The organism is Pseudomonas sp. RA_105y_Pfl2_P56 (genome assembly GCF_963970845.1).
Taxonomy (GTDB): Bacteria; Pseudomonadota; Gammaproteobacteria; order Pseudomonadales; family Pseudomonadaceae; genus Aquipseudomonas; species Aquipseudomonas baetica_A.
Map to the genome: position 1 here is coordinate 52000 of NZ_CAXAPL010000017.1, position 12047 is coordinate 64046.

Below are 12047 nucleotides of genomic sequence, written 5' to 3' on the forward strand. Positions count from 1 at the left end.
TTGCCCTGACCGTCGGGCGGGCGTCATTATTTTGTCTGGTTGAGTACCAGCAACAGTGCTGCCGTTTGCGCGTCCGGCGTGCCGTCGAAACGCGCGGGGCGGAAATGCATCTGGAACGCAGCGATTACATGACGCGTCGCAACGTCCAGTTCGCCGGTCTGCGGAGTGTCGTAACCCAAATGGGCCAGTTGCTCCTGGAACCAGCTGATGCTCGGCAGTTCGCGGCTGTTGAACAGTGCCTGCTGACGGGCCACGGCTTGTTCATTGGGCCACACGCCAAGGCCTTGTTCGGCGAGTCGCTTCCAGGGGAACAACGGCCCCGGATCGAGCTTGCGCAAGGGCGCAATGTCGCTGTGACCGATGATGTGGCGTGGGCTGATGCCATTACGCTTGCTGATGTCCTTGAGCAGAACGATCAAGGCTTGAATCTGCGCTTCGCTGTAGGGATACCACAGGCGTCCGGTCGGGGTGTCCTTGAAACCCGGATTGACGATTTCGATACCGATGGAGCTTGAGTTGAGCCAGGTGCGGCCCTGCCATTGGCTTTCGCCGGCGTGCCAGGCGCGCTGACGTTCATCCATCAATTTGTAGACCGTCGCGTTTTTATCATCACCAATCAGGTAATGGCTGCTGACTTCGCCGTGGGTCAGCAATTGCAGCGAGCGCTCAAGCGAAGCGGAGGTGTAATGCACGACTACGAACTGGATGCGGCTGTCGTGATTGGCTGAAGGATGGCTGGTGTCGTAACGCGGGCCGCTGGCACAACCGGCAAGAACGAGCAGTGACGCGAGGAGGGCAAGGAATTTCATGGCAGAGGGCAATACACGCAAGTCAGTAATGCAACAGTGTAACGTACTGACTTGCGTCTAGATGATCAGCGGGTGGATTTAAACAAAATGGAACAATTTGCTCAGCCCAGTTCGATCCGGTTGCGCCCGGCATCTTTCGCGCGATAAAGCGCCTGATCGGCTCTTTTGATGACGAGATCGCTGTGTTCTCCCGCTCTGAACGAGGCGAGTCCCATCGAAAGGGTGATCGTGACCCGTTCGCCCTTGAAGTGGAACGGACACGCCTCGACGGCTGCCCGCAGGGTTTCCAGCAATTTTGCGCCGACCGCTGGCGGGGTGGCCGGTAGCAGCAGAACGAACTCTTCGCCGCCGAAACGAGCGATGAAGTCAGAGCCGCGCAGACGCTTGCGCAGCACGGTGGCGATGATCTTCAGCACCTTGTCGCCGGCCAGGTGGCCATAGTTGTCGTTGATCCGTTTGAAGTGATCAAGGTCGAGCATCGCCAGGCTCAAGGTGTTGCCGTGTTGCTGCCATTGCTTGATTTCATGTTCGAGGCGTTCGCTCCACGCGGCGCGGTTGGGCAGGCCGGTGAGCGGGTCGATCAAGGCCTTTTGGCGTTGTTCTTCAAGGTGCTCGCGAAAGCCCTGAGCCTCTTGCTCCATATGGGCCACACGTTCGGACAGACCTTTGAGTCGCGCCGCCACTTCCTGCTCGCGGGCATCGCGCTGCTTCTGGTGCTGATCCATGGTGCCGAGCAAACCTTCTAGATGGTTTTCCAGCACTTGCTTGAGGTCATCCAGATCAGCCGCTTCCTGCACGCTGGTCTGCAAGCCGTCGACTTGCTCACGGATCTGCGTGTCCATGGCCCGCGCCGCCGAGCTGTTGTCGGCATGGCCATCGCTGGCGGCTTGCAGGTTGCTCTGGAATGCTTCGAGGCGTTCGTTGAGTTGCTGCAGATACACTTCAAATTCGTGCTGGCCACTGTCGGTGATGGCCAGCATCAACGTCGCGAGATCGTCGAGGATCGGGATCAATTCGTACCAGTTCAGGCCGTGCTTGAGCCGGTCGCGCATGGCTTCGGCTTGCGGACGGTGACGTTCGGGCAGGGTCAGGTCGTCGAGCAGGCCGATCAGCGTGTCTTCGATGTGCTTGGCCACCGAGCTGTAGGACGGCTCTGGGGAGTCAGGCAGAGCGAACAGGATATCGTCCTCGGATTGCTCCGGGTCGATGGCTGCCAAGGCCTGAGCGATTGGCTCGGGCAAGGGCAGGCTGTCGAGGATCATCGGCGTTGGATCACCGGGGTGGATCAACTCGTCGGGGTTCAGGTTTGCGGGGATGACCGGGGGCGGAGCTGGCGCGGCAATGACTTCAGGCTCAGGCTCGATTATTTCTGCTTCGGTCGGGGCGCTGACCACTTCAACGGCGACCTTGGGCGGCACAAAGGCGAGTACTTGCGGTTCGGCCTGAATCGGGGTCGTTGGCGCGGGTGTTTCGATCGCTACGGCTGGCGCTGCTTGCTCAAGCACAGGAGCCGCAGGGAGTGGTTCGCTGATGTCGGTGGGAGCGACCGCTATGGGCTCGGACTCGGGCGCCGCGGCGGCGAGCGACGGCTCTTTGGGTGTTTCCTGCGCAGGCGCTTCTGGGGCTGACGCTGGCGTCTCCTCAGTGTCACGACTGCCAAACAAGCGTTGGAACAATCCCGGGCGCCCCGGTTCTGCCTGCGTCTCCAACTGGCTCAAGGCTTTGCCTTGCAAACCGCTCAGCTCACTCAGCAGCAGCGGCATTTCGCGGGCCTGACCCACCCGGCCGTCCAATTGTTTGGCGAATTTTTTCAGCGGTTGAGCGACGTCCCTTGGCAACGGCAAGGATTGCAACTGAGCGACCAGCGCGGTCAGCGCGGTGCTGACCTGTTCAATCCGGGTTTCGCGACGCTGCTCGGAATCGAGCACGGCTTTTTCCAGGCGTGGCAACAGGGCGGCGAGGCCGGCATCCATGTCGTCGGTGCGCACCACGTCGCGCATCTCTTTCATGCATTGATCAACGACGCGGTCGGTGCCTTCGGCCGCCAGCGTGCTGCGCACCAGCCCACGACGCAGCAAGTCGAGCCGGGCGGCCCAGCGGCGCTCAAGTTTGTCCTGTTGTTCGATGCTTTTGAGGTACTTCTCTTTCCAGCGCTGGGCGTCGTCGCTCATTCAGGGGTTCCGCGAGGGGCAGGACTCAACGCGGGGAATGCATCGGCCGTGAGCGAACCCGGCAAACGAATCTCCACCGCGACCGGCAGGTGATCGGAAATCGGTTGGGCCAGCACTTCGACCTTTTCCAGGGTCAGGGTCGGGCTGAGCAAAATATGATCAAGGCAGCGCTGAGGTCGCCAGCTGGGGAATGTCGCTTCCACCTGCGGGGCCAGCAAGCCGAGATCGCGTAACGGCGAGTGTTGCAGCAAATCGCTGGCATGGGTGTTCATGTCGCCCATCAACACCTGGTGCTTGTAACCACCGATCAGCTCGCGAATGTAGGCCAGTTGCAGGCTGCGCACGCGCGCGCCGAGGGCCAGGTGCATCATCACCACCACCAGCGCTTCCGGCCCTTCGCCGAAGCGCAGCAGGATCGCGCCGCGACCTTTCGGGCCGGGCAGCGGGTGATCTTCAATCGCCCATGGGCGCAGACGACTGAGCACGCCATTGCTGTGCTGAGCCAGTCGGCCGAGGTTGCGATTGAGTTGTTGATACCAGTAAGGGAAGGCGCCGAGGTGGGCCAGATGCTCGACCTGATTGACGTAGCCTGAGCGCAGGCTGCCGCCATCGGCTTCCTGCAGGGCGACCAGATCGAAATCGCCGAGCAGGTCGCCGATCTTTTGCAGATTGCCTGAGCGCCCGGTGTGCGGCAGAAAATGCTGCCAGCTTCGGGTCAGGTAATGGCGATAACGCTCGGTGCTGATGCCAACCTGAATGTTGAAACTGAGCAAGCGCAGACGCTGGTCTGCTGGCAGACCCGTAGACGCCAGGTGATGCTCGTTGACCTGCGGATCATGCAGGCCAACGATGCGTTCGGTTTTCCAGCGGCGCATGACGGTTGCCGCGCTTAGTTGGCAGCAGCCTTGTTAGCCGCTCGCTCTTTGGCGACCAGTTGATCAGCCAGTTGCAGAGCCTGCTCGGCACCACCGGCGGAGCCGATGTCGAAGCGGTACTTACCGTTGACGATCATGGTTGGAACACCGGAGATTTCATACTTCTTGGCCAGTTCTTTGGCTTTGCGGATCTGACCTTTGATGGCGAACGAGTCGAAGGTTGCCAGGAACTTGTCTTTGTCCACGCCCTGGGTGGCGAGGAAGTCAGCCATGTCGTTCTTGTCGGTCAGCTTCTTGTGTTCTTTCTGGATGGCGTTGAATACCGCGGCGTGAACCTTGTGTTCGACGCCCATGGCTTCCAGGGTCAGGAACATCTGACCGTGAGCGTCCCATGGGCCGCCGAACATGGCAGGAATGCGCACGAAATTCACATCTTTAGGCAGCTTTTCAACCCATGGGTTGATCACGGGCTCAAAGGCATAGCAATGCGGGCAGCCATACCAGAACAGCTCGACCACTTCGATCTTGCCAGGCTCTGCCACTGGCACCGGATTAGCCAGTTCAACATAAGGTGCGGCAGGGGCTTCAGCGGCCTGGGCGGTCACGCCGAACAGGCTGGCAGCGACGAGGGCGGCGCTGATGATCAGATTACGCATGCTTTACTCCTGGACAATTTGGGTCGCCTCGCGCGACCTGTTTTCTGACAGGTCCTGGCGGGCATGAGTTCTGTAGTGTAACGGCAGCGGCCACAAAAAAGGGCGGCCAAAGCCACCCTTTTTATACTTGCTGGGAAGGATTAATCGAGCGTTAACGTTGCAGGCGATGTGCATCACCCGCAACGCTCGAATCAAGGCGATCAGTGCAGGCCTTGAATGTAGCTGGAGACTGCCTCGATGTCCTTGTTGCTGAGCTTGGCAGCGATGCTGCGCATGATCATGGTGTCGCCATCGTTGGTGCGATCACCCTCACGGAAATCGGTCAACTGCTTGGCGATGTACTGAGCGTGTTGGCCACCCAGATGCGGGAAGCCGGCAGCTGCGTTGCCAGCGCCATTGGGCGAGTGGCAGCCGATGCACGATGGCATGCCTTGATCGAGCTTGCCGCCACGGAACAGCGCTTCACCGCGCGCGACGAGCTTGGGATCCGCTGCACCGACGCTGCCTTTCTGGCTGGCGAAGTAGGCGGCGAGGTCGGCCAGATCCTGATCGCTCAGGTTGGTCAACAGGCCGGTCATTTCCAGAACCGTGCGCTTGCCCGACTTGATGTCGTGCAGTTGCTTGGTCAGGTAGCGTTCACCTTGACCCGCCAGTTTCGGAAAGTTTGGCGCCATGCTGTTCCCGTCCGGGCCATGGCAGGCGCCGCAAACGGCGGCTTTTGCCTGGCCGGCGGCGGCATCACCGGCAGCATGGGCAAAGCCTGAGATTCCCACGGTCAACAGCAGACTCACGATCAATTTGTTCATCAGCTAATCCAACTACGGCTAAGGGTTAAGAGTTATGGGCCGGGCTTACTCTCGCTCATCCAAAGGATGATGGCCTGGTAATCCTCGGCACTGCAGTCCATGCACAAACCACGCGGCGGCATCGCCTTGAAACCCTGGGTCACGTGTTGCACCAGCGTCTCCATACCTTTCGCCAACCTCGGCGTCCAAGCCTTCTGATCGCCTCTTTTGGGCGCCATGGGGAGTTGGCCGGAATGACAGGCACCACAAACACGGTTGTACACGGCTTCCGGTTCCTGTGTAGCCTGTGCGCTGTAAAGCGGTATCAGGACTCCGGCAGCCAGCAGCCATTTCGTCATAAAACGACCTTTTCAGGGTTGAGAGCGTTCTGCGTTCTAATGCGCAATCAAGGTCTGTCGCTCTCCTGAGCTTCATCCTACGCTGGGACAAAGCACACACAAAATCTGCGGCATTATATACTGGCGTCACTGAAACGGAAGCGACACCGCGTTCCGGCGCCGCCCACATCGGAAATCTCATGCAACTCAAGAATCCCATCCTCGGCCTGTGCCAACAGTCCACGTTCATGCTCAGTGCCGCCAAAGTCGATCAATGCCCCGACGACGAAGGCTTTGAAGTGGCTTTCGCCGGTCGTTCCAACGCCGGCAAATCCAGCGCCCTGAACACCCTGACTCACGCCAGCCTGGCGCGCACCTCGAAAACCCCGGGGCGCACGCAACTGTTGAACTTCTTCAAGCTAGACGATGATCGGCGTCTGGTCGACCTTCCGGGCTACGGTTATGCAAAAGTGCCGATCCCGCTCAAGCAGCACTGGCAGCGTCACCTTGAGGCTTACCTCGGTGGCCGCGAGAGTTTGAAGGGGTTGATTCTGATGATGGACATCCGTCATCCAATGACCGACTTCGACCTGTTGATGCTCGACTGGGCCGTTGCGGCCGGCATGCCGATGCGCATTCTGCTGACCAAGGCCGACAAACTGACTTACGGCGCGGCCAAGAACACGCTGCTCAAAGTGCAGTCGGAAATTCGCAAGGGTTGGGGTGATCTGGTCACTATCCAGCTGTTCTCGGCGCCAAAACGCATGGGCCTGGAAGAGGCCTACACTGTGTTGGCAGGCTGGATGGAACTGGCTGACAAGGGCGCTGAAGCAGCGGCTGAGTAAGTGATTGCAAAATTGTCAGTGGCGCCTTCTGGCAAGGGCGTCGCAGGCAATTTTTGGGCAAAAAAAGCCCCGGATTTCATTTGGGGAGGGAGAAATTCCGGGGTTCAAGTTCCGAACCGCTAGGGCGGGGTTCAGATATCTGCCAACACTTAACACAACATAGGAGCATCGAAGGGCTTCACCAGCCATTCAGTAACTCTGAGTCGTGTTCTTCCAGATTAGTTCAGATTTTTTTCAAAAAGCTTTGGAATAAACCCAAGAGCTTTTCGGACTAAGCGCATTTTCCGGGCTCTGCCGCGACGTCATGCCGCAGCAGAGCCGGTTTCAAATGGCTCAGTGAGCCTCATCCCAGTTGTTGCCCACGCCGACTTCCACCAGCAACGGCACATCCAGTTTCGCCGCTTCGCTCATGTGCACGCGAATCTCGGCGCTGACCTGCTCGACCAGATCCTCGCGAACCTCCAGCACCAGTTCATCGTGCACCTGCAGGATGACTTTGGCGTCCAGTCCGGACGTCGCCAACCAGTTATCCACCGCCACCATGGCTTTCTTGATGATGTCCGCTGCGGTGCCCTGCATCGGCGCGTTGATCGCCGTGCGTTCGGCGGCGGCGCGTTCCTGTGGCTTGTTGGAGTTGATCTCCGGCAGGTACAGGCGGCGACCAAAGAAGGTCTCGACATAACCTTGATCCGCCGCTTGGGCGCGGGTGCGATCCATGTATTCGCGAACACCTGGATAACGGGCGAAGTAGGTATCGATGTAAGCCTTGGCGGTCTTGGTGTCGACGCCGATGTCCTTGCCGAGTTTCTGTGCGCCCATGCCGTAGATCAGACCGAAGTTGATCGCTTTGGCGCCGCGGCGCTGGTCGGAAGTGACTTCGTTGAGCTCCACCTTGAACACTTCGGCAGCGGTTGCGGTATGCACGTCCAGATTGTTGCGGAAGGCGTTCATCAAACCTTCGTCCTTGGACAGGTGCGCCATGATCCGCAGTTCGATCTGCGAATAGTCAGCCGCCAGCAGTTTGTAGCCTTTTGGCGCCACGAACGCCTGACGGATGCGCCGGCCTTCAGCGGTGCGTACCGGAATGTTCTGCAGGTTCGGATCGCTGGAGGACAAACGACCGGTCGAGGCCACCGCCTGATGGTACGACGTATGGATGCGCCCGGTACGCGGGTTGATCTGCTCCGGCAGGCGATCGGTGTAAGTGCTTTTCAGCTTGCTCATGGAACGGTGTTCCATCAGCACTTTCGGCAAGCGGTGATCGTCCTCGGCCAGTTTCGCCAGCACTTCTTCAGCGGTGGATGGCTGGCCCTTGGCGGTTTTCTTGAGTACCGGCAGGCCGAGCTTCTCGTAGAGAATCACGCCCAGTTGCTTGGGCGAGCCAAGGTTGAATTCTTCCCCCGCGATCTCGAACGCTTCGCGCTCCAGTGCGACCATTTTGTTACCCAGTTCAATACTCTGGATGCCGAGCAGTTCGGCATCGACGAACGCCCCTTGGCGCTCGATGCGCGCCAACACCGGTACCAGCGGGATTTCGATGTCGGTCAGCACGCTGGCCAGGCTTGGGATCGCGCTGAGTTTTTCGAACAACGTCTGGTGCAGACGCAGGGTGATGTCGGCGTCTTCGGCGGCATACGGCCCGGCCTGTTCCAGCGCAATCTGGTCGAACGTCAGCTGTTTGGCGCCTTTGCCAGCGATGTCCTGGAAACTCACGGTGGTGTGGTCCAGGTACTTCTGCGCCAGGCTGTCCATGTCGTGACGGGTGGCGGTGGAGTTGAGCACGTAGGACTCGAGCATCGTGTCGAAGGCGATGCCGCGCACGGTGATGCCTTCGTTCTGATCACCGCCGATGGCGCAGTTGGCCAGGATATTCATGTCGAACTTGGCGTGCTGGCCGACCTTGAGCTTGTTCGGGTCTTCCAGAATGGGCTTGAGCGCGCGCAGTACGGTGTCACGATCCAGTTGCTCAGGCACGCCGATGTAGGAGTGGGTCAACGGGATGTACGCCGCTTCGTTGGCCTGCACGGCGAACGAGAGACCGACCAGTTGCGCCTGCTGCGCGTCGATGCCGGTGGTTTCGGTGTCGAAGGCGAACAGCTTGGCGCTCTTGAGTTTTTCCAGCCAGACGTCGAAACGCGCCTGATCGAGGATGGTCTCATAGGCGGCTTGGGCCGGAGCGGCCGGGGTCTCGGCCTCTGGCGTGCTGAACAGATCGCCCGCCGGCTCAGGCGCCGCAGCGCTGCTCAATTCCAGTCGTTTGGCGTCTCGATCGAGATCGTTGATCCAGCTCTTGAATTCCAGCAGCGTGTAAAGCTCGTAGAGCTTGGCCGGATCTTCGGCGCGCATCTGCAAATCGTCGAGTTCGACGTCCAGCGGCACGTCGATCTTGATGGTCGCCAGTTGATAGGAGAGGAACGCCATCTCCTTGTGCTCTTCGAGCTTGGCCGGCAGGGTTTTGGCGCCGCGAATCGGCAGGGTCGGCACGATGTCGAGATTGGCATACAGCTCGGTGAGACCGCCATTCACGCCGACCAGCAGGCCGGACGCGGTTTTTGGGCCGATGCCGGGAACGCCCGGAATGTTGTCGGAAGAATCGCCCATCAGCGCCAGATAATCGATGATCTGCTCCGGAGCGACGCCGAATTTCTCCTTCACGCCCTCCACGTCCATCGAACTACCGGACATCGTATTGACCAAGGTAATGTGGCCATCGACCAGTTGCGCCATGTCCTTGTCGCCGGTGGAGATGACCACCGGGCGATCCGCCGCCGCGCTGCTGCGCGCCAGGGTGCCGATCACGTCGTCAGCCTCGACGCCTTCCACGCACAGCAGCGGGAAGCCGAGAGCGATCACGCTCTGGTGCAGCGGCTCGATTTGCACGCGCATGTCGTCGGGCATGCTGGGGCGATTGGCCTTGTATTCGGCGTACATCTCATCGCGAAAGGTCCCGCCCTTGGCGTCGAAAACCACGGCGAACGGGCTGTCCGGGTACTGCTTGCGCAGACTCTTGAGCATGTTCAACACGCCTTTGACCGCACCGGTCGGCAGGCCTTTGGAGGTGGTCAGTGGTGGCAGGGCGTGGAAAGCGCGGTACAGGTAAGACGAACCGTCCACCAGGACGAGGGGGGCTTGGCTCATGAGCAGAATCAACCTTTTCGGCGGGCCCGGCGCTAGAATAGCGGGACCGTTGACGACAAAGGGACAAGGTTATCATGCGTACGTTAAATCGCTTGCTGCTGGTCGGTCTGATTGCTGCCTCACCGTTGGCCGCGATGGCGGCGGATGATGCGCCGTCAAAGGAGCCGGAAGTTACCATTAACACGCACACGGAAGGCGACAAGGTTATCCAGGAATACAGTCGCAGTGGTTTCGTCTATGCGATCAAGGTCACGCCGAAGGGTGGCAAACCGTATTTCCTGGTGCGCGCCGATGGTACGGACGCGAACTACATTCGCTCCGACCAGCCGGATATGCTGATTCCGTCGTGGGAAATCTTTACCTGGAAGTAAGTTTCCCGACTTTTAATCGGCGTCGCCTGACCGCGACGCCCGAACTGAGCAGTTTTTAACCATGTCTGTGTTCACTCCCCTGGCTCGGCCCGAGCTGGAAACCTTTCTCGCCCCTTACGGGCTTGGCCGTCTGCTTGATTTCCAGGGGATCGCCGCCGGCAGCGAAAACACCAATTTCTTTATCAGCCTGGAGCAGGGCGAGTTTGTCCTGACCTTGGTCGAGCGCGGCCCGGTGCAGGAGATGCCGTTCTTCATCGACCTGCTCGACGTGCTGCACGAAGCCGATTTGCCGGTGCCTTACGCACTGCGCACCACCGAAGGCCAGGCGTTGCGGGAGCTCAAGGGCAAACCGGCGCTGCTGCAACCGCGCCTGGCCGGCAAGCACATCAAGGTCGCCAATGCTCAGCATTGCGCGCAGGTCGGCGAGTTGCAGGCGCATCTGCACCTGGCGACCCAGGGCGAGCGCATGATCAAGCGCACGACCGATCGTGGCCTGGACTGGATGCTGGAAGAGGGCACCGAGTTTCTCTCGCACCTGGCCGACGAGCCGCGTGCGCTGCTGCACAAAGCGCTGGATGAGATCTCTGCGCAGAAAGAAAAAATTCTCGCGCTGCCACGGGCCAACATCCACGCCGACCTGTTCCGCGACAATGCGATGTTCGAAGGCACGCACCTGACCGGTCTGATCGACTTCTACAACGCCTGCTCGGGGCCGATGCTGTATGACGTGGCGATTGCCTTGAACGACTGGTGTTCGGACGATGACGGCTTGATCGACGGCCCGCGTGCCCGGGCTTTCCTCGGTGCCTATGCGGCGCTGCGGCCGTTCACGGCGGCGGAGGCTGAGTTGTGGCCGACGATGCTGCGCGTGGCGTGTGTGCGGTTCTGGCTGTCGCGGTTGATCGCGGCCGAACAGTTTGCCGGGCAGGACGTGTTGATTCACGATCCGAAGGAGTTTGAGCAGCGTTTGGCGCAACGCCAGCAGGTTCACACCCCTCTACCGTTTGCCCTTTAAAAGCTTCGCGAGCAAGCCCGCCACCTTGGTTCTGTGTCATGCACACATCCAAGGTGGGAGCGGGCTCGCTCGCGAATGGGCCGACACAGATGGCCGGGTTTAGAGAGACTCCAGGCAGCCGGCCAGATCATTGCCCAATTTTTCCAGCACCTGCTCATACCCCTGAGCAGTCGCCGGGGTGTACCCGCCCAGCGCATCGAGTTCCGCCAGTTTTACCGGCAGACCGGCCACCAGTGTTTCCGCCAGACGCGGGCGCAGTGGCGGCTCGCTGAATACACACGTCTTGCCGATTTCCTGCAAGCGTTTGCGCATTGCCGCCACGTGTTGCGCACCTGGCTGCACTTCCGCGGCTACGCTGAACACGCCGGTGTGCTTCAAGCCGTAAGCGTCTTCGAAGTAATCAAATGCTTCGTGAAAAACGAAGTACGGTTTGCCTTCAATGCTGGCCAGACGCTTCTTGAGCCGCTGATCCAAGGCATCCAGTCGTTCATCGAACGCCTTGGCGTTGTGCTGATAGCGCTCGGCATTGGCCGGGTCGGCGGCGCTTAGATCCGTTGCCATTTTGTCGGCAATAACGCGCGCGTTCACCGGCGATAGCCACAAATGCGCGTCCAGCGTGCCCGGACGGTGATCGTGATCATGCTCATCGGCGTCTTCGGCGTGGGAATGGCTGTCTTGCGCGAAATGACGCAATTTCAATCCCGGCAAATCCTGCACCGCCACGCTCGGCAGCTTCCGACCGCTCAGCACGCGCGGCAGGAACCCTTCCATGTCCGGGCCGATCCAGTAGATCAGGTCCACCGATTGCACTTTCCGTACGTCGGATGGGCGCAGGGCATAGTTATGTGGCGAGGCGCCCGGCGGCAGCAGCACTTCGGGAGTCGCCACGCCGTCCTGCACCGCCGCTGCAATCAGTTGCAACGGTTTGATGCTGGTGAGGACTTTGACCTCGGCCTGAGCCGAACCGATCAGCAGGAAACTGGCGACAAATGCCGCAAAAACAGAAAAAAGTCGGGACACGATGACCACTCAAGGAGGCGAGAA

At 60.0% G+C, this 12047-nt stretch carries 11 protein-coding genes; 3 read left to right on the forward strand and 8 right to left on the reverse strand.

The genetic code is table 11. The annotated features are described in order from the left end of the window. Window positions 1-26: 26 nt before the first annotated feature. From AACY11_RS13800 to AACY11_RS13825, 6 genes are all read right to left on the reverse strand, one after another. Entirely contained in the window at window positions 27-809 is a 783-nt protein-coding gene (locus tag AACY11_RS13800) for an N-acetylmuramoyl-L-alanine amidase (RefSeq protein WP_339494978.1), read from the reverse strand. 101 nt (window positions 810-910) lie between these two features. Further along, window positions 911-2980: a GGDEF domain-containing protein gene (locus tag AACY11_RS13805; RefSeq protein ID WP_339432362.1), complete on the reverse strand. Its 2070-nt coding sequence runs from the start codon at window positions 2978-2980 to the stop codon at window positions 911-913. Continuing rightward, the gene (locus AACY11_RS13810) at window positions 2977-3855 is read right to left on the reverse strand and encodes an endonuclease/exonuclease/phosphatase family protein (RefSeq protein WP_339432363.1); all 879 of its coding nucleotides are present in this window, start codon (window positions 3853-3855) and stop codon (window positions 2977-2979) included. Before AACY11_RS13810 ends, AACY11_RS13805 begins: the two co-directional genes overlap by 4 nt. A gap of 14 nt (window positions 3856-3869) precedes the next feature. Next, entirely contained in the window at window positions 3870-4511 is a 642-nt protein-coding gene (locus tag AACY11_RS13815) for a thiol:disulfide interchange protein DsbA/DsbL (protein WP_339432364.1), read from the reverse strand. Between the two features lie 200 nt (window positions 4512-4711). Beyond that, the gene (locus AACY11_RS13820) at window positions 4712-5317 is read right to left on the reverse strand and encodes a c-type cytochrome (RefSeq protein ID WP_339432365.1); all 606 of its coding nucleotides are present in this window, start codon (window positions 5315-5317) and stop codon (window positions 4712-4714) included. A gap of 32 nt (window positions 5318-5349) precedes the next feature. Beyond that, window positions 5350-5655 carry a c-type cytochrome gene (locus tag AACY11_RS13825; RefSeq protein ID WP_339432366.1) on the reverse strand — a complete coding sequence of 102 codons (306 nt, stop codon included), beginning with the start codon at window positions 5653-5655 and terminating at the stop codon, window positions 5350-5352. A gap of 179 nt (window positions 5656-5834) precedes the next feature. Between AACY11_RS13825 and yihA the strand changes: the two genes are divergently transcribed. Further along, the gene (gene yihA / locus AACY11_RS13830) at window positions 5835-6479 is read left to right on the forward strand and encodes a ribosome biogenesis GTP-binding protein YihA/YsxC (protein ID WP_339494979.1); all 645 of its coding nucleotides are present in this window, start codon (window positions 5835-5837) and stop codon (window positions 6477-6479) included. Window positions 6480-6812: 333 nt separating this feature from the next. Here the strand turns inward: yihA and polA are convergent, their stop codons facing one another. Continuing rightward, window positions 6813-9617, reverse strand: coding sequence for a DNA polymerase I (polA, locus tag AACY11_RS13835; RefSeq protein WP_339494981.1), 2805 nt, complete (start codon window positions 9615-9617; stop codon window positions 6813-6815). A 74-nt stretch (window positions 9618-9691) separates the two neighbouring features. Between polA and AACY11_RS13840 the strand changes: the two genes are divergently transcribed. Together AACY11_RS13840 and AACY11_RS13845 are read left to right on the forward strand one after the other, a co-directional pair. Beyond that, on the forward strand, window positions 9692-9988 hold the full coding sequence (locus AACY11_RS13840) for a DUF2782 domain-containing protein (RefSeq protein WP_093429504.1): 297 nt from the start codon (window positions 9692-9694) through the stop codon (window positions 9986-9988). A 61-nt stretch (window positions 9989-10049) separates the two neighbouring features. Continuing rightward, entirely contained in the window at window positions 10050-11003 is a 954-nt protein-coding gene (locus AACY11_RS13845; protein ID WP_339494984.1) for a homoserine kinase, read from the forward strand. A 99-nt stretch (window positions 11004-11102) separates the two neighbouring features. Here AACY11_RS13845 and znuA read toward each other — a convergent pair whose 3' ends face one another. Beyond that, window positions 11103-12023: a zinc ABC transporter substrate-binding protein ZnuA gene (gene znuA, locus AACY11_RS13850; protein ID WP_339494986.1), complete on the reverse strand. Its 921-nt coding sequence runs from the start codon at window positions 12021-12023 to the stop codon at window positions 11103-11105. Between the last annotated feature and the right edge of the window lie 24 nt (window positions 12024-12047).

Bases quoted from the DNA above. Each gene is read 5' to 3' on its own strand.
- AACY11_RS13800 (WP_339494978.1), bottom strand. From the start codon at position 809: ATGAAATTCCTTGCCCTCCTCGCGTCACTGCTCGTTCTTGCCGGTTGT.
- polA (WP_339494981.1), bottom strand. From the start codon at position 9,617: ATGAGCCAAGCCCCCCTCGTCCTGGTGGACGGTTCGTCTTACCTGTAC.
- AACY11_RS13805 (WP_339432362.1), bottom strand. From the start codon at position 2,980: ATGAGCGACGACGCCCAGCGCTGGAAAGAGAAGTACCTCAAAAGCATC.
- AACY11_RS13840 (WP_093429504.1), top strand. From the start codon at position 9,692: ATGCGTACGTTAAATCGCTTGCTGCTGGTCGGTCTGATTGCTGCCTCA.
- AACY11_RS13820 (WP_339432365.1), bottom strand. From the start codon at position 5,317: ATGAACAAATTGATCGTGAGTCTGCTGTTGACCGTGGGAATCTCAGGC.
- AACY11_RS13810 (WP_339432363.1), bottom strand. From the start codon at position 3,855: ATGCGCCGCTGGAAAACCGAACGCATCGTTGGCCTGCATGATCCGCAG.
- yihA (WP_339494979.1), top strand. From the start codon at position 5,835: ATGCAACTCAAGAATCCCATCCTCGGCCTGTGCCAACAGTCCACGTTC.
- AACY11_RS13815 (WP_339432364.1), bottom strand. From the start codon at position 4,511: ATGCGTAATCTGATCATCAGCGCCGCCCTCGTCGCTGCCAGCCTGTTC.
- AACY11_RS13825 (WP_339432366.1), bottom strand. From the start codon at position 5,655: ATGACGAAATGGCTGCTGGCTGCCGGAGTCCTGATACCGCTTTACAGC.
- AACY11_RS13845 (WP_339494984.1), top strand. From the start codon at position 10,050: ATGTCTGTGTTCACTCCCCTGGCTCGGCCCGAGCTGGAAACCTTTCTC.